The organism is Psychrobacillus syltrankelensis, assembly GCF_055454035.1.
Map to the genome: position 1 here is coordinate 1,244,186 of NZ_CM144227.1, position 23,748 is coordinate 1,267,933.

The following is a 23,748-nucleotide window of genomic DNA, read 5'->3' on the forward strand; positions in this document are numbered from 1 at the left end:
AGTAGTGTACATTTCTCTCTTTGATCTAATCAACTAATTATTGCTTTGTAAGGGCTAGTTATTTTTGCGCTATTTCGCCCTGCCGTAAAGGCAACGTAGTCAGAAATGTTGTTTTCTCCCCGAGCTTACTTTGGACAGAGATGGTGCCATGATGCATTTCTACGATCTTCTTCACAATAGAAAGCCCTAAGCCACTTCCTCCATTGGAAATCGTTCTCGATTGGTCCGATTTAAAAAATCGTTCAAAAATGTGCATTTGATCTTCTACCGGTATTCCTATTCCAGTATCAGTGATGGAAATACTCACCGCATCCACTTGTTTCCATAAATGAAGGCTAATCGTACCTTCAATGGGGGTAAACTTTATACTATTAATAAGTATGTTCATCCATACTTGATTCATCAGATCTTCATCTGCTTCTATTGAAACGAAATCAAATTGAATGTCCATTTCAATATTTTTCTCTAACCATCTTGGTTCACAAGCTAGGACAACGCTTCGCAACTGTTTATCGAGCCTATACTGCTTCGGTTCGAAAGGATGATGTTGTGATTCCAATGATGTTAGCTTTAATAAATTGTCACTAATTTTGGACAATCGATCACTTTCCATCTCAATAATTGTTAAATAATGAAGCCTTTTCTCATCCGTCAAGTCAATATTTTTCAATGCTTTTGCAAATCCGTTAATAGATGTAAGCGGAGATTGGATTTCATGCGAAACATTGGAGATAAATTCTTGACGCATTTTCTCCATTTCTCCTAATTCTACTGCCATATTGTTTATCCCGCTAATCAACTGTCCAAATTGATCTTCTCCATTTGCTTTAAGGTCTAATTTTACATTAAAATCTCCAGTTGCAATTTGTCGTAAAGCAGCTACAATCGTATCCCAATAAACCCGCTGTCTCTTGGAACCAAATAAAAAAATAATGACTGCCGTACACCAAAAGAAAAATATTACACCTATTACTGTAATAAGTTGTTGCCAATATCCTTGAGGATACTTCCCTATCCAATCATAAAGAAAAGAGGTTAGATGAAAAGAAAGGAACGCAAAAATGGTAGTAGCTATAAGAAAAAGTGCAATCACAGCTAGAATCTTTCCAAAGAACTTCCCTTTCTTCATGAACCCAACTCCAAACGATACCCAAGACCCCGAATAGTTCTTATGGAAAATCCGCTAATTTCTTTCGGGAATCGTTCACGTATCCTTTTTATATGAACATCTACTGTTCGTTCATCCCCTTCATAATCGAATCCCCAAATTTCTTCTATTAATTGTTCACGAGAGAATGTTTTTCCTTGGTTACTCGCCAAAGTAAATAATAAGTCAAATTCTTTTAATCGAAGCGTACTGTTTTCTCCCATATACTCCAACTCATACGTATTACGATTCATCCGAACATTACCAACTTCCACCGTTTGAGACAAAGAAATACGATACCTTTTTAGAATAGATTTTACTCGAACAATTAATTCTGCAGGTTCAAATGGCTTAACAAGATAATCATCTGTACCAAGATTAAAACCCTTCACTTTTTGAGCAGTTTCTCCTTTTGCAGTTAACATAAGAATTGGCAAGTCATTGTAGAACTTTCGAATTTCCCTGCATAATTCCCAACCATCCATATTTGGCATCATAATATCCATAATGACCATATCTATTTTTTCTGAATCGAGCTTGGACAGTGCATCTACACCGTCCACTGCTTCCAGTATATCTAGACCCTCATTTTCTAAAAATACTTTTACTAACTCTCTAATATGATTATCATCATCCACCACTAATAGTTTTGTCATAACAATATCACCTCACTCTTCTTAAATACGCAATTGTTGTTTTGCAAACTCTCTGTACATCTCATGGGATTGAAATAGAGTATTATGCGTTCCACTTCCTGTAATATGTCCTTTTTCCATAAATAAAATATTGTCTGCATCTACAACGGTAGATAGACGATGCGCAATAACAAGTGTCGTTCTTCCTTTCATCAAATTATCCAATGCTTTTTGAACATAGATTTCTGAATTACTATCTAGACTAGAAGTTGCTTCATCAAGCATTAATATTTGAGGATCACGTAGTAATGCCCGTGCGATTGCAATACGTTGTCGTTGTCCACCAGAAAGCTTAATCCCTCGTTCTCCTACTTCTGTATCAAACTTTTGTGGGAGTGCTAGAATAAATTGATCGGCATACGCCATTTTAGCAACCTGCTCTAGTTCTTCATCTCCCACTTCTCTTTCAATTCCATAACAAATATTATCACGTACCGTTCCAGAAATAAGAGTACTTTCCTGAGCGACATAACCGATTTGACTTCTCCATGAATGTAAAGAAAACGTATCAATCGATGTATCTCCAAGTGAAATAGTTCCTTTAGTAGGTTGGTAAAAACGTTCCAACAGAGAAAATGTAGTTGTCTTCCCACCACCACTTGGTCCAACAATTGCAGTTACTTTACCAGGTTCAATGGTAAAATCAATGTCAGATAAAATCAGTTCTCTTCCATATGCAAAATCTACATGCCGCACATGAATCTGTTCCGAAACTAACTCTAACTCTTTACCCATATGAACATCTTCTTCCACATGTTCAAATACCGTACTAATTCGTTCGGTTGCTCCCATTGCTTTTTGCAACTGAGTAAAGAACATCGTTAATTGAGTCATTGGAATAATAATTTGTATTAAATATAAAATAAAAGCAACCATGTCACCAGCTGTAAGTTCTCCAGAAGAGACTCTAACACCACCATATCCAATAATAGCAACGAGTACTATCATTAAAACAAAAGAAATCAAAGGTGTTATTAGTGCATGTATTTTCGCTTCTTTCAAACCAAATTTGAACAGATTTGTAATGCCTTTTTTTCCGCGACTATATTCCAGTTCCTCTGCATTTGATGCTTTTACTAAACGTGTTTCTGGTAATACTTGATTCAGTACAGAGGTAAATTTTGCGGTTTCATCTTGCATTCCTTTTGAAATAACAAACATACGTTTACCAAGTAACATTAAAATAACCATTGCAATAGGAACAGCAACTAGCATCAACAATGTCATTTTCCAATCCAAAAATAATAGAATTGTAACGGATCCGATAATTGCAATAATACCAGTTAAACAGTTGGCAAGATGTTCAGTAATAAGTTCTTTCACAACAGCTGTGTCATTCGTTACTCGACTTAATGTCTCACCCGTATCATTATTATCATAATAGGCTATTGGTAAATGAAGTAATTTCCGCCATAATCGATCTCTCAAACTCGCTACTACATGATGCCCCACCCGGTTTAATAAATATATCGAAAGTCCGCTCGCAACTGCTTGTGCGATAAATGCGATTACTAACAAAATAATTTGCCAATAATTGAGTGACTCTATTGAAAAACCGTCCACTAATTCTTTCGTGAATAACGGAACGACAAATCCTACTCCTGTTGTTGCAAAACTCATACAAAGTGCAACTATTAATAAAAGCTTCGGTGGGTCAGTATCTTTTATTAGTTGAAAAAACTGTCGCCAGTTTTCTTTTTTACTTTCGTTTATTGTTTCTTTCATAGTTCATGGTCCTCCTTGATACAACTTTGCAATCTTACAAATGATACTTTAACATTCATTTATGAACTGAATATGAAATGAAATGGAATGAGATAAAATCAAGTAGATTTGTTCTTTATTAAAGTAAGAAAAATGGAGTTCGAAATCTTTTTCCACTATTTACCAATCAAGCATTACAAAAAATAAATAAAAAATAAAAGGCCTCGAGGGTTTTTCCACCCCCGAAACCTTTTGTCTAAAAATCTGACATAAACATTATTTGTACATGTTTTTTCTATTCTTTATTTTTACATTACCTTTGAGAAAGTCTCGTATTCTTAAAAAAAACAACTTAATTGTGAAAGTCTTCTCTATTGTTACAATTTAGTTAGATTTAGAATCATCAAAGTCTTGTTCTAGTCGTTTCACAAAATCCTCTGCCGCACTATACCCTTGCTGCTTCAAGTACCAATTATTCGCAGCTGCTTCTATTAAACCTGCAACATCACGACCAGGCTGTAATTGGATTTGTATATGTGGAATTTGAACACCCATATATTCCGTAAACTTCGATTCTAACTCTAGCTCATTATTTAAGGCATTATGTTCCCATTTGGTCAATTCAATATCAAGCGCTATTCGTGTTTCTTCTTGAAAAGCTGCTCTTCCGTAAAGGCGAACAACATTCAATAATCCAATACTTCGCAACGCTAGAAATTCTTTGTTCTTCTCATTATGTGATCCAATTAATGTTTGGGGACTTAACTTTTTTAAGACAACAATATCATCCGCCACCAGTCTATGCCCCCTACCGATCAAAGTATGTGCAGTTTCACTTTTTCCAACACCAGATTTGCCTCGCAATAGAATTCCAATACCTGAAACATTTACACATACTCCATGAATCGCACATTCAGGTGCCATCGCTTTCACTACAAAAGAATCCAACTTCGCACATACTTCACTCATCGAGTCATGTGTGCGTAATATAGGGATTTTCTTTTCCAGGCAGTAATCTACTAATCCTAGCGGTTCTTCTTGGTTCGATGTTATAACAATGCACGGAGGATCGTATTGAACAATATTTCCTATGCGGAGCTTACATTCCTCTTCTGAAAGTGTGTGCAAGTAATTAATTTCGTTCTTTCCTAAAATCTGCACATGCTCTGTCGCAATGAAATTGAATTTATCCATAAATTCAAGTCCTGGTCGACGTACTTTTGTTTTCTTTAATGATCGTTCCAGTTGATCATTTCCTGTTAGTACCTCAAAAGAAAACCTACGGACAATATCCTCTACTGTTACAATTTTCATATTTACTACCACTCGCCTTCTCGATTACACCATAAATTATTTGTAATGCTACCTCAATAATGTATTCCGTGCAAGTACATATTAGTAATTTTTACAAAACGTTCACCAATCAATCTACGAAGGTTAAACGATACTTTTCGAAGAGAATAGTCTAAAATAATTGCTGTTAAATATAAAATCACAATTATAAGTAAGTCCACAACCACATTAGAGTCCCCTCCCCTAAAAATTTATGGATCTTGTGAAATACAATTTACGGATAAATGTTCCCAATTTTAATAAATAATTGGGCTAGCACAACGCCGATTAATTAATAAAACAGTGATAATCCGATACTACTTATCATTTTCAAACACTCCCTAACATATTACATAAACCAATTTCTTCTGTTTGTACTAAACAAGAATAAAATAGTTCCAATTATATATGTGCTAATTAAAACTTTTTTAGACTAGTTGTACTTAATTTATCCTTTGTAACCCCGTATTTACACTGAAATAGCATATTAATAAGTTAATCGTTTTAACAGTATTATGTTGACATTATTCTACTTAATCATACAATAGAATTAAGAAACTAGTATTTTTGAAACTTATTTTGCACTTAAAAAATAATTACTTTTGTATCACTCTTTTTTTATCTTTATCATTTGATAGTAGTTTTAACACATAAATTATTTAGGAGATGGAACTATGACTAAGGATAACAAGAATAAATCAATAAATTGGTTTAAAAGCAACCGTTCTAACCAAAATCAATTTTCTTACACTAATAATTACGAGGAAGAAAGCGTAATTACTTTAGAAGAGAACGCGCTTGTACATCAAGATCAGTCTTATACAACTGATAAATACATACTATCTAAAGAAAATCAAGACAAAGTATCATTAGACTTAATAGTATCTTTAGAAAATCTACTACATGACAGGCAACTAATTCTTTATAAGAAGGAAGGTCTTGAAGATCAGTTACAAATAGCAAATGAAACAATTACTCGTATAAAACATGAATTGGTGAAGAAAGAACAAATTATTCAAGATAATCATAAAGAGATCCGAGTACTTGAAGGCAATTTAACTAATAAGCAAATGGTATATGAACAACTTCTGGAAGATTATAAAGATTATCAAAGTAACTCAAGTAGTGACTTTGAAAAGGTTTCAAACCAACTAGATAAACAAATTAATAAATATAATTTACTTAAAGAAGAATCGAATAATATTCAATATCAAAATCTACTTAGTATAAGAGAACTCGAAGAAAAAATGAGAGAACTTGAAATTGAAAATCAAAAGTACACAGAACAATATGCAAAAATACTAGAAGAAAAATCCGAGTTGATGCAAACAATTAATGACTTTACTGATAGAATGTCTTTTTCTTTCTCTTCAAAAGCTTTGACTAACAAAGAATAAAATTGTTTTTCTTTTCACTGGTAGAGAAAGGAGACAACTATGTCAGTCTATCAAGGGAAACTACTAGAACTAATATCAATCGATATCACACCTAATCAATCTTTTTTACGAATAAAATTATTATCTAAGCATGAAATAGAATTTCAATGGGAAATCGATTGTGAGACTGCAGAAAACCTAAGAGCAGTTACAGAGCTTGGTGGACTTCATAAATATCGGTTATCCCTTCAGAGCATCGGTGATTCCAAAACTAACAAATATACAAGTTTTGTAACAAGGACGTACCGAGATCAAAGTAGCAGAATTTATTTTTCGTGCTCAGAAGCTTATATAAGTGGATTAAATGCACTAAAGTACAACGAAGATATAAATTATATAAATAATCTTAAGATCTTGGAAGATAATCCAAATCCATTTACTGTTTCAGAAATAGAGCACACAAGTTATAAGCAATTTAGCCGTAATATTACTTGGAAGATTTTAACCTTGGTAAGCATAGTATTCATTATTGTACTAAGCACTTCGCTTCTTAATAAAGGAGAAGCTACTGGAAATGCAAAAGTAATAGTAGAAAAAGAAAATCTAATAGCTAGTATAGATGACGGAGTTGAAACTGATTCTGCTAATGACTTTGTAGATAATGAAGTAATATCTCCATTTGTAAAAATAGAAGACGCGGTAACCTTTAGTATTCCTAAAGGAAAAGTAGCACTTACTTTCGATGATGGCCCTTCAAATTTTTCAAAAGAGATTACAGATATATTGATGAATTACCAGGTTGGTGGTACTTTCTTCTTCATTGGAAGTAATGTAAAGAAATTTCCTGAATCAGTTCAATACGTTCATTCACACGGTTATTCTATTGGTGGGCATTCTATGACTCATCCAGATTTTAAAAAAATATCATATGAAATGCAAAAAGAGGAACTTTTACATACAAATCAATTGATAGAGGAAATTACTCAAGAAGAAGTGGTTCTTTTTAGACCACCTTATGGCTCTAAAAATGACCTTACATTGAAATTAATGAACGATACACATAACAAGATAGTACTTTGGAATACAGACACAGAAGATTGGAAAAGCCAAGATTCTGATGAAATCTTTAAATATATTCAAGAATCTAAAACATCTGGATCTATTATCCTCCTTCATGAATCACAAGTAGTTGTAGATGTATTACCTAAAATAATTGAGTACTTAAAGGATCAAGATTTAGAAATCGTAACTTTATATTAGAAAACCCATTTAGTATGAAGAAACAAATGGATTCAGTCTGTTGACAAACGCTCGTATTCTTCGTTGTAAGCTCATGAACTTTAGTCTATTAAAAGTCCGCCTTGTGTTGGCCCGCCTCGGCTGAGAAGTGATTTCAAGACAGTCTGAAGAGATATCAATCAAATATATGACTTTGTCTTCAACCTGAATCCATTTGTTATGAAGAAACAAATGGATTTTCTTTAGTTTTTTGAAGATATGTCTACAATGATGTACATAAACAATAATGCTTATTTCTACAATTAATGGGGTATATTCTTGTATCAAGTCCGAACGGAGGAGTACACGAATGTATATGGATACAATAGTGAAACTTATTGTTGGTCTTACTGCTCTTTTAATTGTCATTCGACTTCTTGGCAAAAAAGAACTTGCCCAACTCACACCATATGATTTTATCTATACTCTTGTTCTTGGAGGTGTTCTTGAAGAAAGTTTATTTGACCAGAATGTACAAATCACCCATTTTTTAGTTGCCATCTCAGTTTGGACAATTTTAATATTTTTTATTGAAATAGCGACTAAGTATTGGAATCCTATCCGTGTATTATTAAAAGGGGAACCTGTAAAACTGATAAGTGATGGAAAGCTCGACATGAAGAAGTTTAATAAACATCATCTTGAAATGGAACAACTTCGTTCGGCACTTCGTAAGCAAGGTATATTTTCCCTTCGCGAAGTACGGGATTTATATTTGGAGCCTGGCGGTGATATAACTATCAATAAGTACTCTCGTTATGAGCCAGTCACAAATGAAGATATTCACTTAAAGAAAGACGATCAAGAACCATCCTTACTATTTGTAGATGATGGAAAGGTAAAAGATGATATATTAAATATGGTTGGAAAAGATCGTGTCTGGTTATTTACTAAGCTATCACAACTTGGTTATGCTAATACAAAAAGTATTGCTTATTGCGAATGGTCGAAAACGGAAGGTTTTTTTATTAAAACTTATTAAGAAAAGCGCAAGTGTGCATCTTGTCTTTACTATTTCCAGAGTGCTTGGGACAAAACATCAACTACACTATTAACGTTAGAATTTTTATGGATCGTGAAGTGACTGCGTCACTTCACGATCCATTTTTCCGGTAATCTTGCGGCGGATGTTTGTCCGTTGCCCTCTTGATAAGTGTAGGGACAAGGTTCATAAGGTTAGGATAATGAGAGAATAAATCCTTTCCTATTCATTAAAAGCGGACGAAGATACAATTTCGTCCGCTTAAGCCTTCTTTAGTAATGGATGCTATCTATTTTTCTCTGCTTCCGCTTGCTCTATTAATAAACAAAGGAAAGTACCAGTTGATTATTTCTACTCTTTTGTATCTCTTAAGAAAAAACCGATGTCCATAATTTGACATCGGCTATAAGATCATATTTAACTTTTATTTTTACTCATCTGCATGGACCGGATTATCAATTTTTGACTTTGTTAAGTAAATCACCAAGCCCAAAATTATTAGCAGGAAGATTATACTTGTGCCCATTGTACCTAAGCCTAGACCACCAGCATGGTGAGATTGTGATAAATAGTCACCAAGAGAAGCGCCAAATGGACGAGTTAAAATGTAGGCGATCCAAAATGCCAACACTGCATTCATTTTAAAACGATAGTAGGCAATAACTACTAAACCTATCAAAACAGCGAACATAATAGCTGAATTCAAGTAACCAATGTTTAACCCTTCTGCTATGAGGTCACCCGCAGAAGTCCCCAAAGCAAAGGTGAACAGGATAGCAACCCAGTAAAAGACTTCTCGCTTAGTCGTGTAGATAGAATGTATGGACAACGTTTTCTCACTAGCATACCAAATCGCAAAACTGATTAGCACTGCTATAGCGAAGATTATTGTAGTTGTCACAAGAGATATTCCTAAATTATCAACTAAATTATCGGAACCTAGCGTACCAACCACACTGATTAATACAACCGTTAACCAGTATAAACTTGGCACGTACTTAGTAGCTTTGAACTGAAAGAACAAAGTAATGATCAAAAGTACGCTCATTATAAGGGTAGTGATAGTAAGACCTAAGTTAAACTTTTCGTTTATAAAGTCTGCTGCCGTCTCTCCCACCGTGGTCGCCATGATTTTTATTATCCAGAAATAGATTGTGATGATTACTGGAACCTTATTTAACATTTGTCTACCTTGTGAATTAGAGTTTACGAATTCCCCAGTAACAACTGAATTTTTACTATTATTTTTTCGATTGTCTCTATGTTGCCCCATTTATTAATCCTCCTCATTTTTTAATATTATTCCCTAGGGAAAACTATAAAATACAAGAATGAAAAACAAATGAAAATTAATGTTTTTTTTAATGTTAAACATTTTTTCAATCACTTCTAATTGCTTTTAAAGAGGAATCATTATGGTAAACTCGCTTCCTTTATTCAAAGCGCTCGAAACCTTAATAGTGCCATGTAATGATTCCACAATAGATTTACCAATAGGTAATCCAAGACCTGAACTACCACTTTGACGAGAACGACTTTTATCAACACGGTAAAAACGGTCAAATATACGCTCTTGCTGTTCTAAAGGAATACCAATACCATTGTCGCTAACAACTATATATAGCTTTTCATTTTGATAATCTGACTTAAGTTCATAGGAGATGCTTATCTTTCCTCCGCTTGGTGTGTATTTAATTGCATTATCAATAAGGATGTACAGCAATTGCTTTAATTTTTCTCTATCAGTAAACAGCATTAGTGGAGTTAGTATTTGTATATCCAATCGTATCTTCTTAGTCTCGGACAAAGGATGAAATGACCTTAAAATTTGTTGCATTAACTCTTGCAAATCAAACTCCTCAGCTACAGACGATTGTTCCCCTGAATCTGACCTTATTAAAAATAATAAATTACTCACTAGTTGTGTTGTGCTTCTTATCTCTTCTTTTAAATCAGCTAAAATACTCTTAGAAAATGATGAAAATTTATTCCCCTCTTCATATTCAATAACTTCTAGACCCGACTTCAATACACTTAACGGTGTCCTTAACTCATGGGAAGCATCCGCAATAAATTCTGTTTGTAGATTATAGGTTTTTATAATTGGTTCCATCGCACGTTTTGTCATAGCTTGACCAACTATAAGAGCAATGACAAAAAAGATGAGTGATATTCCAAGAAGGATAAACAAAAAATGGATAAACATATTCCTTAAAAAAGTAATATCCTTTCCAATATAAATAGTTCCTTTTAGGTTACCCTTTTCATAAACATTTTGTGAAACAATAAGAAGATAGACAGAGTTTTTTTTGGAAAGTTGAATCTTTTGATATTTAGCCTCCATGTCAGAGGGTTTCCAATTTTGCACCGTTTTAAAAAAAAGCTCTCTCATTTTAAGTGAAAACTCATCTATAATCACTAATTCATTATTTGATTTTAGAAAATAGGTTAGGAATACTCCTTGCGTTTTATTACCGTTAGATTCTGTTCCAGTATTCTGATTTTGACCACTTGATAATGCGTCATCATCAGTTTGCAACTCTTTTATTTCTTGTTTGGCTATATCGAACATCGTTACTTTTTGTTCATTGTACATATTGATAAAAAGAAAAACACTAATAACAATATTAAATAGTAATAAGAATACAATTAGCATCCTACTATTATATTGAGCTAAATTTTTTCTAGTTGTAGAAAATACATTTACATTATGTTTCAACTGAATATCCTACTCCTCGAATATTGCAAATAATAGTTTTTTTACCTTCTTCGTCCACTTTTTTTCGAAGCAGTCTGATATAGGCATCTACCGAATTGCTTGTAACGTCTGCATTGTAACCCCATACTCGATCGAGAATTACTTCCCGGGTTAAAACCTTCCCCTTATTTCTAATTAATAAATCTAGTAATTGGAACTCTTTTGGAGTTAATGATATTTCGATTCCATTTCGGTATAAAGTATGTTTAGTACGATCAATAGTTAAATTGCCAAAAATAACTACATCTTCTTGTATGGGTGCATAGTTTCTTCTTGAAAGAACACGGATTCTCGCAAAAAGTTCTTCAAACTCAAATGGTTTTGTTAAGTAATCGTCTGCACCAGAATCGAGACCCTTTACTCGATCCAACACATCATCTCTCGCTGTTAAGATTAAGATCGCTCCTATATAACCATTTTGTCTCAATCTTTGGCAAACCGTTATTCCATCCAATTCAGGTAACATCCAATCTAAAATTAATACATCATAATGAGATTCAATGGCATATTCATACGCTTCTCTACCATTTGTATACCACTCCACCGTGTATCCTTCTTTTCTTTTTAGCATATGTTCTAACAACTTGCCTAAACGATGATCGTCTTCTGCTAATAGAATCTTCATAATCGTCCACCTGTCTTCTAGAATTTTTTCAACTAGGTTCTCATCTCTTTTTACCCAACGATAGTTAATATAGTGATAATATACACAAAATTTTGGAGTAAAGACAGTTTTGATATTAACCATAATCTTAAGTATTTACAAATGATTATCATTCTCATATACTTGTAAAGTAAAAATGATTTATATTGTCATCCTAATAGAGGTGAATTGAATGCTTTTAACAGATATACACACAGGTGAAAGAGTACGTATTACGAATACCAATCATATGAATGAGCTTGTTCAGCGTCGTTTATTAGATTTAGGAATTATGCAGGGAACTGTTGTTATGATTAAGCGAATATTACCGTTAGGAGGTCCAATTGCAATTGAAGCAAAAGGACAATTAATAGGAATTCGCCGCCGTGAAGCTAAAATGATTCGGGTGGAGAGTGTATGAACACAGTTGCTTTGGCTGGTAACCCGAACACAGGAAAAACTTCCTTGTTCAACAGACTTACAGGCTCCTATGAATATGTGGGAAACTGGACAGGAGTGACAGTTGAAAAAAAAGTCGGTGTCTTAAAAAATAATTTAGGAAATTTAGTTGACTTACCAGGCGTTTACTCACTTAATCCATTATCTAAAGATGAAGGTGTTGCTACTAACTATCTTCTTTATGATGATGTTTCTATGATATTAAACATTGTGGATGCTTCTCAATTAGAACGAAATTTATATTTAACTTTGCAACTTTTAGAGTATGGAAAACCGCTCACTATAGGGTTAAATATGATAGATGTTGCGAAAGCAAGAGGTATGGAAATTGACGTCCGTCTCTTATCAGAACGACTCGGTTGTCAGGTAGCCCCAATTATTGCGCGTTCAGGTGTAGGTTGTGATGAACTGGCTACCATGCTATCTTCATCAGTCTCTCAACAATCCCCACTTGTTATTGATTATGGAAGAACACTTGAAGAAGCGATTGAGCAAGTAATTGCTTTGATTCCAACAAATCAAGAATTACCACCAAGCAGATGGTTAGCCATTCAGTTTTTTGAAGGAAACAACTTAGTTCGAGATTTACTTACAAAATATATACCTGTTTCAGATTTGAATGAACTGTTTAAAAAGACGGAAACAGATATTCAGACAGAAACAAAAGCAATTTCAGTTGCTCATCATATTCGAGTAATTCGTGGTAACTATATTCAATCGTTATTAATTTGCTGCATGCTTCAAACCAAACAAAATGAAACTACACTTACAGATCGAATTGATCGTATAGTGACAAATAAAGTGCTCGGTCTACCAATCTTTTTGCTTTTTACGTATCTCATCTTTAAACTAACTTTTGATTGGGCAGGAACACCACTCTCAGATGGTTTAGATTATTTTATAACCGGACCTCTTACAGACACGTTAAATAGCTTACTTAAAGTGGTAGGAGCCACCGACTTTATTCAAGCGTTAATTCTACAAGGAATTGTAGCAGGTGTTGGAGGAGTTATTGTTTTTGTTCCGCAAATATTTATGCTTTTCTTTCTCATTTCCTTTATTGAGGATTCAGGGTATATGGCACGAGTAGCCATGGTTATGGATAAAATAATGGAGAGTATAGGGTTAAATGGAAAAGCATTCATTCCAATGATTATAGGATTTGGTTGTAATGTACCTGGAATTATGGCTGCAAGAACCATTGAGCAGCCTAAAGAAAGACTACTCACTATAATTTTAACACCACTTATGTCTTGTTCTGCCAGGTTAACTGTATATAGTTTGTTTGTCGGAGCATTTTTTAAGCATAACCAAGCATTAATTGTGTTATCACTTTATTTGTTAGGTATTATTCTTGCTTTAACATTAGCAAAAATCTTCTCAGCTACTATATTAAAACAAGCAAGTTCGTTTTTTGTTATTGAATTACCCCCTTATAGAATCCCACAACTAAAGACTTTACTGCAAAGTACGTGGGAAAAAGGAAAAGGATTTATACGAAAAGCTGGTACATTTATTTTTGGTGGATCCGTTGTGATTTGGTTATTAACGTATTCCGGGCCTCACGGATTAAATGTTCCAATGGATGAAAGTTTTCTAGCTCTAATTGGTGGTGCTATTGCACCTATTCTGAATCCGATTGGATTTGGTAACTGGCAAGCAGGAGCGGCATTATTAATTGGTTTTCTTGCAAAAGAAGTTGTCGTTTCAACCATGAATATTATTTACGTTGCTCCTGACATGCACACACTACAAGGCGTTATGGCTGACTTCTTTACACCACTTTCAGCTTATAGCTTTTTAGCATTCATATTACTGTATGTTCCTTGTTTAGCAACAGTTGCTGCAATTAAAAAAGAAACAGGTTCAACGAAATGGACTTGGTTTTCCATTATTTACGCACTAATCATTGCCTATATTGTATCAATCATCATTTATCAAGGTGGGCGTCTTCTAGGATTCTAATAATCGGAAAGAAGGAATACAAAATGTTAGTAAGCGTCATTCTCGGCGTAATTATTTTCGGCTATGCTATTTTTACACTCATGCGTTTTGTTAAAAAAAGCAAAATGGGCAAATGTGCTGGATGTGCCTTAAGCGAAAAATGTTCATCTTCCTGTTCAACTAATAAGTAAACTGGTTTGAAAAATATCTTTGAGAATAAGAAAACAGCAATTGCACTTTAAGAGCAACATGTCTTTTGCCAATTTTAATAGTAGTATACTATAGAATTTCTCTACGGATTGAAACCGAAACCCTATTATTGGGTTTCGGCTTTTTTGTTTGTAGTAATACTTCTTTTTTCCGCGTATATAACCACATGAATGCTTGCTTCATAAAGCAAAGTCATTGGTATTAATACGATTAGTTGACTCACAAAATCTGGAGGTGTAATTAAAGCTGAAATAATAGCGATAGCAAGATACGACCATTTCCTCACTTTTCTCATAGACTCTGCAGTTAACAATCCAATCGTCGCTAAAAAGAGTGTCACAATTGGCAATTCAAAAATTATACCAATTGGCATTGTTGTCATCAGCAAAAATTTAACGTATTCTTGGGCGGATACCATAATTGTAAAATTCATAGCTCCAAGGGAGACAAGAAAGTGATAACTAAGTGGGTTAACAATAAAGTATCCAAATGATACTCCACCTATAAATAGCAGTAGCATAATCGGAGAAAAAAGACTAAGAAAACGACTTTCCCTTTCGTTTAAACCAGGCTTCACAAATTGCCATAGAAAATGACAAAGAAAAGGCATGGACAATCCAAATGCTAATGCCACTGAGATGGACATATAAAATTTAACGACTTCCAGTGGACCTAGAATTATTAACTGATGACCACGTGTGACGTAAGGGAACCATAAATTAATGGAAGCAAATACGACTAAGAAAAATACTAGAAACACAGCAGTTCCTTTAATAAGCTGTTTTCTTAAATCCGCAAGATGCTCAACAAGGGAATCTACGTTATTAAAATCATTCACTGGCATCTCTGATTCCAATACATCTAATGCTTGAAAGTCATTTTCTTTTTTTACATCTATATTGGCTGTCTCCGTCTGTTCCTCTATAACTTTATCTAGTGGGCTTAAGATTTTGCGATTATGATCTCCGTATGGATCCATTTCATCACCTGCTATCTATTCAATCTCTTTCTTCTCAATTTTCTCTATGTTCTTAGTGACTGTATCTTCTTCCATGATCTCCCGAGTTGATTTCTTAAATTCAGCGAGTGTTTTACCTACAGCTGATCCAATTTCGGGGAGTTTCCTTGGTCCAAACAATACTAAAATAATAACCAGTATAATGATTAAACCTGGTATACCGATACTTGATAAACCCATATAAATGCCTCCTTTTCTAATTAAACGAGCGAACCTCCACTTTTTCTATACTTCACAATACCTTCAGCAGCACGATATGCAAGTGCTCCAACAGTTCCAGTTGGGTTATAACCACTATTATGTGCAAAGTTCCCAGCACCAACTACAAAAAGGTTTTCGGCATCCCAATGTTGTAAATAATTATTCACTACACTATTATCTGGACTAGCCCCCATAATAGTTCCACCTGTATTATGCGTCGATTGATATGGAACGATATCATAATTAGTAATGGGACTTCCAGCTTCAACCTTTTTAGCACCCATATCCTTCATTATTTCTGCTGTCCTTTTAGTAATGAAATCATGAAGTTTACGATCTTGTTCAGTAAAATTGTATGTCAACTGAAGAAGAGGAACACCATAAACATCTTTGTAACTCGAATCTAGAGTCATGTAGTTTTCTTTGTGTGGCATTGATGCCCCTTGTCCAAAAACAGATAATGTTCGAGAGTAATTTTCAATTGATGATTTTTTAAACTCTGCACCCCATACAGGAACATCAGATGGTACTGGATTGGTTAAAATTGGCCGACTACCTGATTGCGTAATGGATATACTTGCTCCGTGAATAAAATCAAGTTTAGAGTGATCGAAGTTATCACCATTAAAATCATCTATTGTCATTCCTAAAGCACCTGCACCCATAAATACGTTCATCTGTTCATCAAAAAACCCGGTAGTACCTGGTTCAATTTGGTATCCATAATTTTTCCCAAGTGTACCTTTCCCTGTGTCCGGATTATATTGCTCTCCAATTTTTGAAACCATCAATAACTTAGCATTATTCAAGACATAACTAGTTAATACAACAACATCTGCTGGCTGGATAAATTCTTCACCAGTTTGAGTGTCTACATATTTTACGCCAGTTACCTTGTTTCCTGATTTCATTATTTCAATAACATTCGCATGAAATTGAACATCATATTTACCTGTCTTCATAGCAGTCGGTATAACAGTAACTTCAGGAGATGATTTAGCACCATACTCGCAACCAAATCGTTCACAAAAACCACAATATTGGCATTGGGCTATTGATGAGCCATCAGGATTTACGTAAGCCTCTGACAAATTTGCAGAAGGCACCATAAAAGGGTGATACCCAAGTTTTGTTGTCGCTGACTCAAATTTTTTTAATATTGGTGTTCGTTTCATTGGAGGTGTTGGATAAGCAGATGCACGTTTTCCCGCAAATGGGTTTTTATCCTCCCCTGAGATTCCAGCTGTCTTTTCAAATTTATCGAAATAAGGTTCCAACTCGTCATAAGTTATCCCCCAATCTTGTAATAGATACTCTGAAGGTAACTTATTCTTTCCGTATTTCTTTTCTGTTTGCGTTTTTATTTGAAAATCGTAAGGAAGGAAACGATATGTCATTCCATTCCAATGGGTACCCGACCCACCAAGACCTTCACCTAACAGAAACGAACCCATTTGTCTCATCGGAAGAGCTCTTTGTTTTCGAGTGTTTCTAAATGTAATTGTCTCTTTGGACAAATCCTGCATCAAATCATACCTAATAGCATAACGATACTCATCATGCACTAACAAAAAATCTTCAGTACTTCTCTTATTTCCTCTCTCTAGACCGATTACTTTCATACCGGCCTTTGCGCACTCTGCACCGATGATTCCCCCGGTCCACCCGACACCAACTGTAACCACATCCACTTTATTTAACGTCTTTACCATTCACTTTTCCCTCCTTAATGTTGCATGCTACTAATAGATTGTGGTTCAATTTTTTGAAACTTCTCATCTTCAATTACATTAATATAGGCCATTTGATGACCTGGGAACCCTTTCATACGCCATCCGTCCATATTGACATTGCCATTATATATCGGATCTGCGTAGGCACCTTCAAGCGTTGCTGTACGAAGGAGTTTAAAGAAAAATTCTGAGGAAACACCTTTCATATCTATTTCATTTTTTTGGAAAGCAGTTAAAATTTCGTCCATTTGCTTACCATCCAATTCACCAAACCCTTTATTAAATCGTTTTTGGGCTTCTTCATCCATTTTTGCAATTCCGTGACTAAATATCTGTGCACGCGTTAATCTACTCTGGTATCCCTGTGTAGATTCTCCTGCAAAAAAAGGTCCTTGCATATATTCTTTTGCATTGCTTCCGTAATTTCCAGCTAACTGGTTATCAATGAAATAAGGAACTCCTAAACCAATTGCACCTGGACCAAGATCATCTTCTGGAAAAATTCTCTCAACTGCCTGAGAAAGGACATGGAATTCGTTTTGATTTGTAAAAAACATTAATCCTCGGTTTATATCTTGTGTTGCAGTGTTTCCACCACCGTGCTTCTCGGTATTTTCAACTTTTCCTCCTGGCTTGTTGACTTTGTATCCGACAAGGCCACCAATTATCCCCCCACCAACAAGGGCACCTGTGGCAATACCTGTAGTCTTCAGAAAGTCACGCCGTGATAATCCATTTTTATTATCTGCCATATTCATTCCTCCTTTAGTAGGTAATTCCATCTAAACCAAGCATGTTCTTTTTTCTTTTTTTTTATTCAATAAAACAGAAGCACTGGAATAATTTTCTCCATGGCAATTCCAAAAGAAATAAAAAATTCATTTACTGATTTGTTTTAAAAAAATGAGAAGAAGTAAGAGAAAAAGAGGATGAAAAATATCTGTTATTTAAACAGCGCTGTAGTTGTATTTGATGAGGAAGTCTTTATCTAAAAAAAGCTTAAACAAGTACCATTTCAAAAGGTAACCAGTTCAAGCTAATTAGTATTTTTGTTGAAGTTATTTGTTTTCTATTATTTCTACAAATTTTGTGGAAGCTGGCGATAGAGAAACACTTTTCAAAAAACATACGCCAATATTTCTACTCGGTATTTTTTCTACAAGTTTTACTTCATATAGTAATTCTCTATTTAAATAGTCTTGAGAAAATTCTTTCGTTACACATGCTATCCCTAAGTTTATTTTAGCAAATTCCAACAATAGATCATGAGAGCCTAATTCAAATTCCGGTGCGATTTTAATACCTCTATCTAATAAGTATTCATCGACATATTTTCTAGAAATTGATTTAGGTTCTAATAAAATTAATGGATGGTTAACTAATTCATCTAATTTTATTGGCGATGATAGCAAATGTTTATATTTTTCTCCACAAACAAAAATGTCTTGAACTTCAATACACGGAATTAGTTCTAATGTTGGGTCATCAATAGGAAAATTGCAGATAGCAATATCTACAGTTCCGGATTTTAAGATACTACACAACTCTAATGTAGTACCATTCACAATTTTGAATTTTATGTTAGGATATTTGTTATGAAATGCTTCTAAATATGGTAGAAGAAAGTATTTCGAGATCGTATCCCCTACTCCTATTTTTAATTCACCAGTAGTTAAATTCTTAGACTCTAAAATTTTCTCTTCTCCTACATGGATTAAATTTAATGCTGAATTAGCATACTCAAATAAAAGTTTCCCTTCATTGGTTAAAGATACTCCTTTAGGTGTTCTATTAAAGAGACGTATATCTAGTTCTCTTTCTAATTGCATGATTGCTTGACTGACAGCAGGCTGTGTCATATAGAGCTCTTTTGCCGCCTTTGAAAAACTTTCACTTTTCCCTACTTTACAAAATACTTTATACAAATCTAGTTTACTTATCAATATAAGCTCTCCTTATACCCACCATTATGTATATTCATTTTACTTATACCACTAAACCAATGTATAGTACAAGTAGTTACGAAATATTTATAAATTTAAAGCTTGTAAGGAGCGATTTTTTTGGAAAGAGTAGTTGGAACAGTTGTAAGAGGTCTTCGTTGTCCTATCATCAATCAAGGAGACAGTATTGAAGAGATTGTAGTAGATAGCGTATTAAAAGCAGCAGAAGTAGAAGGTTTTCTTTTTCAAGATCAAGATATTGTTACGGTAACTGAGTCTATCGTTGCACGTGCTCAAGGAAATTACGCTACAATTGATCATATTGCGAAAGATGTGAACTCTAAATTCGGAGAGGATACAATTGGTGTCATTTTTCCGATTTTAAGCCGTAATCGTTTTGCCATTTGTCTACGCGGTATTGCAAAAGGTGCTAAAAAAATTGTTTTAATGCTTAGCTATCCATCTGATGAAATTGGTAATCACTTAGTGGATTTAGATATGCTTGATGAAAAAGGAGTTAATCCTTGGACAGATGTGTTAACAGAAATACAATTCCGTGAACATTTTGGATATAACAAACATCCATTCACTGGCGTTGACTATATTGATTATTATAAATCATTAATTGAAGAATACGGTGTGGAATGTGAGGTTATATTCTCTAATAACCCAAAAACTATTTTAGACTATACAAAAAATGTTCTTACATGCGATATACATACAAGATTTAGAACAAAGAGAATATTAAAAGCAAATGGTGGAGAGAAAGTCTACAGCCTTGATAACATATTATCAGAGTCAATTGATGGCAGTGGATGTAATGAAGCATACGGTCTACTAGGTTCCAACAAATCTACTGAAGATAGTGTGAAACTTTTCCCACGTAATTGTCAACCAATCGTAGATAATATTCAACAGTTGTTAAAAGAAAAAACAGACAAAAATATAGAAGTGATGATTTATGGGGATGGAGCATTCAAAGATCCTGTAGGGAAAATTTGGGAACTCGCAGACCCTGTAGTTTCACCAGCGTATACAGCTGGTCTTGATGGCACACCAAATGAAATAAAATTAAAATATCTAGCTGATAATAACTTTGCTCATTTAAGAGGTGAAGAACTTCAACAAGCAGTGTCGCAATACATTACGAATAAAAATGAAGACCTTGTTGGAGCAATGGAAGCACAAGGAACAACCCCTAGAAAGCTTACAGATTTAATCGGCTCGCTATCTGATTTAACTTCTGGAAGTGGAGATAAAGGAACACCTATTATCTTTATACAAGGGTATTTTGACAACTATACGAAATAATAAAAAATAAGCAATGCTCGTAATATGAGCATTGCTTATTTTTATGACAGTTTCATTCATTTTCTTCTAGCGACTTCTTGTTTGTGTTAATACTAAATCAATGAACTTTTGATTTTCCTCAAACAGTGGAGAATGTGCGGAATGCTCAAACCAAACCCATTCTTTATCTTTCGCTTGAAGAGAATCAAACCAAATTTTCGTTGGTTCAGGGGGTGTCGTTAAATCATGTCTTCCCACCATAAGCGTAATTGGAACGTTCACAATTCGGATTATTTCACTTAAATCTAAACTTCTCACTTCATCCATAAGATTTTTATTACTAAAATATTGCCCTCTAATGAAACGAATCATATCTAAAAATGTATATTCACTGCTTTTAAACATTTTTTTCACAAAGGTTTTCAACAGTATTCCATCACGAGAAATTCCACTTTTAAATATCTCTAAATATTTTTGGTGGATTCTATTGTTTTTCAAGCTAGTCCAAGGTGGTTTTCCCATCTCTGTTAGCTGATAAATTGCTTTTCGATGATTGTGTTTTCTTGCTTTTTCTAATATCAATCGATAGGAGAGTTCCTCTACCTTGCTCATACTTAATACTTGGGATACACCAAAATAATGATGATATAATTCAGGATGTTCGTTTATCGCAAGTAACCCTAATATTGTTCCCCATGAGTGCCCTACTATATATATTTTCTCTTGATGAAACTCTTTTCTTAAGTAGTTGGTTAATTCAATAGTGTCATTTAAGAATTGCTTAATTGTCATGGATTCTTTGGTGACTTGTTTTGTATATGACAAACCTGCTCCCCTTTGATCCCAGTTGACAACGATGAAATATTTTTCTAATTCCTCCTGGTAATCACCGATAAGTGCCATCTGACTTGTTCCTGGACCCCCATGTAAAAAGAGCAAGACTGGCATCCTTTTATCTTCTCCTCTTATAGAAATCCATTGCTGCACACCACCTATTACAATTGCTTTAAGTTCAGCAATACTATTTTCAGTTTTGATGTGAGCTGTTTTACGTCTGAACATGTTATTTCCCCTTTTGCTATGTATAAAATATCGGTTATATCTTATTTTATTCGATGTCATCATATATTACCCTAAAACGCTCTTGGCAATCTCGAAACAGTAATTTAATACTTCTTAAGTTTGAATTGTTAATTTTTTTGATGAAGAGAGAAAAAGAAGTTAGAGGTGACGATGAGTTGAATTTTAGTAAGAAGACAATCATTAAAGTATGTACATAAATAAGTTGAACATTATTTTTATAAAACCAAGTGTTTATTTAACGTATATATATTTAAATAACTAGAATCAAAAAGGTGGACTAGAGAATATGAAACGAAGATTAATAACCATCGTAATAACTTTGTTAGTACTAGTAGGTTTGAGTTTTGGAATAACATTTTTCACACATACAAATATTTTTGACTATTCATTTTTTATCGGATTAGCAGTTACCATCATTATTGGTTTTTTTACTTCTAAGGGTGGTTTTGGTTCTCGACACTTGCACATTACCATTCAAGGTTCCACAGGTATTAGAATGGACAGTCAAAAGTTTGAGTTTTCACCTAACATCGCTTTCTATACATCCTTGGCTTACACCGTCATAACAATTGTCGCAACGCTTTATTATTACAGAAGTTATTTCTAACAGTTACCTTGGGCCGTTTGTAAATAGAAAAATTAAAAGAGCATGGATTTCCAGGCTCTTTTTGCTAAATATTAGGACTTTCTCAGATGTCTTAAATTGGGTCTTCAAAAACGAAAACGATTACGATTTTAGCAATAAAAATAAGGGTTGCCAACATATTTACAAATTGAAATTTCAAATTATTATGGCACATATCAACCCAAAATATGTCGGAGCCTCATAAGATAAAAATTCTATCTTTCGTCCTTCTTGCGGTATAGCACCTGCTAAAATTAAAGTTTGCCAAATACCATCCGGTTTTGCCGCTTCTACAAATTCTGAATCAAACTCAACCATTTTTTCAAGTTGGTTTTGTTTCATCAATGTTACTACCTCTTCATCTAACATTTTTGCTGCAGGATCATATCCATACGGACCTGATTCGTCATGTGCATGTGACCAGTCACAGCTTGCAATTAGCCCTACCCTCTTTTTTGATGCCAGGACAACTTTTCCTAGAACTCTACCAAACTCCAAATGCGTTTCATAGGAAATATCTCTTGAAGGAGTAATTACTATGATTGGAATATCGGGCATAAATCGAAGAGGTACAATCGCTCCCCAGTCTAAAGGTAAACATGAGATTGGTCCCGATGCAGTTCCGTAGTTTATAGTACCTGTAGGAATTCCAGCTAATGTAGCCTCCTCCGCAATGCACTTTGCAAGTTGTCTATCAACGCCCCTCATCATCATAAATGAAGAATCGTTCTCTTCAACTTTTCCCTCCATCCTTTCAGAGTCTGAAATTGAAAATTGACCATTAATCCGAGTACCATGTGGAGTAAGAACAATTAGAACATCTGGCTTAGCCTTCTCCATCCCTTCACCTATCGTTATCAAACTATTGCGCGTTACCGACATTCTGTTAGGATTACTCCCCTTTAACTCTGGTATTATTTCCCCTCCATGAGGGGCAATACATGCAAAAACAAATGGATTCAATTGTACACTCTCCTCAAAAATAAACTATTTGAAACTACTACTTCCTTTCGCTAAATTATATGTATATTCCTTTAAAAGTTTAAAGATTTATTAATAATGCTATGGACTCTAAGAAGACTTCTGAGTATCTTAGAAAATCTCCGAGTATCTCAGAAAATCGCCGAGTATCTCTGAAAATCTCTGAGTATCTCTGAAAATCTCTGAGTATCTCTGAAAATCTCCAAGTATCTCAGAAAATCTCCGAGTATCTCAGAAAATCGCCGAGTATCTCAGAAAATCGCCGAGTATCTCTATAAATCCTTTTCCCACTAAGAGTATTTTGAGTAAATCGCAAGAACATTCTACTTTTCAATAAGCTGTAGCA

General features: G+C 34.3%; 23 protein-coding genes. 8 read left to right on the forward strand and 15 right to left on the reverse strand.

Annotated features, from left to right (window positions below; translation table 11 throughout):
* Positions 1-58: 58 nt before the first annotated feature.
* The 5 genes from ACTSKG_RS06325 to ACTSKG_RS06345 all read right to left on the reverse strand — a co-directional run bounded on the left by ACTSKG_RS06325 (position 59) and on the right by ACTSKG_RS06345 (position 5,066).
* Positions 59-1,129, reverse strand: coding sequence for a sensor histidine kinase (locus ACTSKG_RS06325; RefSeq protein WP_464757288.1), 1,071 nt, complete (start codon positions 1,127-1,129; stop codon positions 59-61).
* Entirely contained in the window at positions 1,126-1,803 is a 678-nt protein-coding gene (locus tag ACTSKG_RS06330) for a response regulator transcription factor (RefSeq protein ID WP_464757289.1), read from the reverse strand. Before ACTSKG_RS06330 ends, ACTSKG_RS06325 begins: the two co-directional genes overlap by 4 nt.
* 21 nt (positions 1,804-1,824) lie before the next feature.
* Entirely contained in the window at positions 1,825-3,567 is a 1,743-nt protein-coding gene (locus ACTSKG_RS06335; protein ID WP_464757290.1) for an ABC transporter ATP-binding protein, read from the reverse strand.
* Between the two features lie 363 nt (positions 3,568-3,930).
* Positions 3,931-4,860, reverse strand: a complete 930-nt coding sequence (gene hprK, locus ACTSKG_RS06340; protein ID WP_464757291.1) for an HPr(Ser) kinase/phosphatase — start codon at positions 4,858-4,860, stop codon at positions 3,931-3,933.
* A 53-nt stretch (positions 4,861-4,913) separates the two neighbouring features.
* Positions 4,914-5,066 carry a hypothetical protein gene (locus ACTSKG_RS06345; protein WP_464757292.1) on the reverse strand — a complete coding sequence of 51 codons (153 nt, stop codon included), beginning with the start codon at positions 5,064-5,066 and terminating at the stop codon, positions 4,914-4,916.
* A 486-nt stretch (positions 5,067-5,552) separates the two neighbouring features.
* On the opposite strand from ACTSKG_RS06345, the gene ACTSKG_RS06350 reads away from it, so the two are divergent.
* The 3 genes from ACTSKG_RS06350 (at position 5,553) to ACTSKG_RS06360 (ending at position 8,514) form a co-directional block, all read left to right on the forward strand.
* A complete protein-coding gene (locus ACTSKG_RS06350; protein ID WP_464757293.1) occupies positions 5,553-6,275 on the forward strand; it encodes a hypothetical protein in 723 nt (240 codons plus the stop codon).
* Between the two features lie 39 nt (positions 6,276-6,314).
* Entirely contained in the window at positions 6,315-7,514 is a 1,200-nt protein-coding gene (locus tag ACTSKG_RS06355) for a polysaccharide deacetylase family protein (RefSeq protein WP_464757294.1), read from the forward strand.
* Between the two features lie 328 nt (positions 7,515-7,842).
* On the forward strand, positions 7,843-8,514 hold the full coding sequence (locus tag ACTSKG_RS06360; RefSeq protein ID WP_464757295.1) for a DUF421 domain-containing protein: 672 nt from the start codon (positions 7,843-7,845) through the stop codon (positions 8,512-8,514).
* A gap of 430 nt (positions 8,515-8,944) precedes the next feature.
* On the opposite strand, the gene ACTSKG_RS06365 is transcribed toward ACTSKG_RS06360, so the two are convergent.
* The 3 genes from ACTSKG_RS06365 to ACTSKG_RS06375 all read right to left on the reverse strand — a co-directional run bounded on the left by ACTSKG_RS06365 (position 8,945) and on the right by ACTSKG_RS06375 (position 11,897).
* The gene (locus ACTSKG_RS06365) at positions 8,945-9,697 is read right to left on the reverse strand and encodes a COG4705 family protein (RefSeq protein ID WP_464757985.1); all 753 of its coding nucleotides are present in this window, start codon (positions 9,695-9,697) and stop codon (positions 8,945-8,947) included.
* A gap of 216 nt (positions 9,698-9,913) precedes the next feature.
* Positions 9,914-11,233: a sensor histidine kinase gene (locus ACTSKG_RS06370; protein ID WP_464757296.1), complete on the reverse strand. Its 1,320-nt coding sequence runs from the start codon at positions 11,231-11,233 to the stop codon at positions 9,914-9,916.
* Complete coding sequence (locus tag ACTSKG_RS06375; RefSeq protein WP_464757297.1) at positions 11,223-11,897, reverse strand: response regulator transcription factor; 675 nt, start codon at positions 11,895-11,897, stop codon at positions 11,223-11,225. Before ACTSKG_RS06375 ends, ACTSKG_RS06370 begins: the two co-directional genes overlap by 11 nt.
* A 211-nt stretch (positions 11,898-12,108) precedes the next feature.
* Here ACTSKG_RS06375 and ACTSKG_RS06380 point away from each other — a divergent pair, with 211 nt between their 5' ends.
* From ACTSKG_RS06380 to ACTSKG_RS06390, 3 genes are read left to right on the forward strand one after another with little or no spacing between them, the layout of a single operon-like run.
* On the forward strand, positions 12,109-12,336 hold the full coding sequence (locus ACTSKG_RS06380) for a FeoA family protein (RefSeq protein WP_464757298.1): 228 nt from the start codon (positions 12,109-12,111) through the stop codon (positions 12,334-12,336).
* On the forward strand, positions 12,333-14,339 hold the full coding sequence (gene feoB, locus ACTSKG_RS06385) for a ferrous iron transport protein B (RefSeq protein ID WP_464757299.1): 2,007 nt from the start codon (positions 12,333-12,335) through the stop codon (positions 14,337-14,339). The genes ACTSKG_RS06380 and feoB overlap by 4 nt, the downstream gene beginning before the upstream one ends.
* 23 nt (positions 14,340-14,362) lie before the next feature.
* Positions 14,363-14,509 carry a FeoB-associated Cys-rich membrane protein gene (locus tag ACTSKG_RS06390; protein WP_464757300.1) on the forward strand — a complete coding sequence of 49 codons (147 nt, stop codon included), beginning with the start codon at positions 14,363-14,365 and terminating at the stop codon, positions 14,507-14,509.
* A 125-nt stretch (positions 14,510-14,634) separates the two neighbouring features.
* Here ACTSKG_RS06390 and tatC read toward each other — a convergent pair whose 3' ends face one another.
* The 5 genes from tatC to ACTSKG_RS06415 form a co-directional block, all read right to left on the reverse strand.
* Positions 14,635-15,507 carry a twin-arginine translocase subunit TatC gene (gene tatC, locus ACTSKG_RS06395; protein ID WP_464757301.1) on the reverse strand — a complete coding sequence of 291 codons (873 nt, stop codon included), beginning with the start codon at positions 15,505-15,507 and terminating at the stop codon, positions 14,635-14,637.
* Positions 15,508-15,522: 15 nt separating this feature from the next.
* Positions 15,523-15,726 carry a twin-arginine translocase TatA/TatE family subunit gene (gene tatA, locus ACTSKG_RS06400; RefSeq protein WP_464757302.1) on the reverse strand — a complete coding sequence of 68 codons (204 nt, stop codon included), beginning with the start codon at positions 15,724-15,726 and terminating at the stop codon, positions 15,523-15,525.
* Between the two features lie 20 nt (positions 15,727-15,746).
* A complete protein-coding gene (locus ACTSKG_RS06405; protein WP_464757303.1) occupies positions 15,747-17,459 on the reverse strand; it encodes a GMC family oxidoreductase in 1,713 nt (570 codons plus the stop codon).
* A gap of 14 nt (positions 17,460-17,473) precedes the next feature.
* Complete coding sequence (locus ACTSKG_RS06410; protein WP_464757304.1) at positions 17,474-18,232, reverse strand: gluconate 2-dehydrogenase subunit 3 family protein; 759 nt, start codon at positions 18,230-18,232, stop codon at positions 17,474-17,476.
* Positions 18,233-18,538: 306 nt separating this feature from the next.
* A complete protein-coding gene (locus ACTSKG_RS06415) occupies positions 18,539-19,423 on the reverse strand; it encodes a LysR family transcriptional regulator (protein ID WP_464757305.1) in 885 nt (294 codons plus the stop codon).
* A 120-nt stretch (positions 19,424-19,543) separates the two neighbouring features.
* Here ACTSKG_RS06415 and ACTSKG_RS06420 point away from each other — a divergent pair, with 120 nt between their 5' ends.
* On the forward strand, positions 19,544-20,734 hold the full coding sequence (locus tag ACTSKG_RS06420) for a coenzyme F420-0:L-glutamate ligase (protein ID WP_464757306.1): 1,191 nt from the start codon (positions 19,544-19,546) through the stop codon (positions 20,732-20,734).
* Between the two features lie 66 nt (positions 20,735-20,800).
* On the opposite strand, the gene ACTSKG_RS06425 is transcribed toward ACTSKG_RS06420, so the two are convergent.
* Positions 20,801-21,775, reverse strand: coding sequence for an alpha/beta fold hydrolase (locus ACTSKG_RS06425; RefSeq protein WP_464757307.1), 975 nt, complete (start codon positions 21,773-21,775; stop codon positions 20,801-20,803).
* Between the two features lie 307 nt (positions 21,776-22,082).
* Between ACTSKG_RS06425 and ACTSKG_RS06430 the strand changes: the two genes are divergently transcribed.
* Positions 22,083-22,403 (forward strand): hypothetical protein, encoded by a 321-nt coding sequence (locus ACTSKG_RS06430; RefSeq protein ID WP_464757308.1) that lies wholly within the window; start codon positions 22,083-22,085, stop codon positions 22,401-22,403.
* Between the two features lie 174 nt (positions 22,404-22,577).
* Here ACTSKG_RS06430 and ACTSKG_RS06435 read toward each other — a convergent pair whose 3' ends face one another.
* The gene (locus ACTSKG_RS06435) at positions 22,578-23,384 is read right to left on the reverse strand and encodes a DODA-type extradiol aromatic ring-opening family dioxygenase (RefSeq protein WP_464757309.1); all 807 of its coding nucleotides are present in this window, start codon (positions 23,382-23,384) and stop codon (positions 22,578-22,580) included.
* Positions 23,385-23,748: the final 364 nt, after the last annotated feature.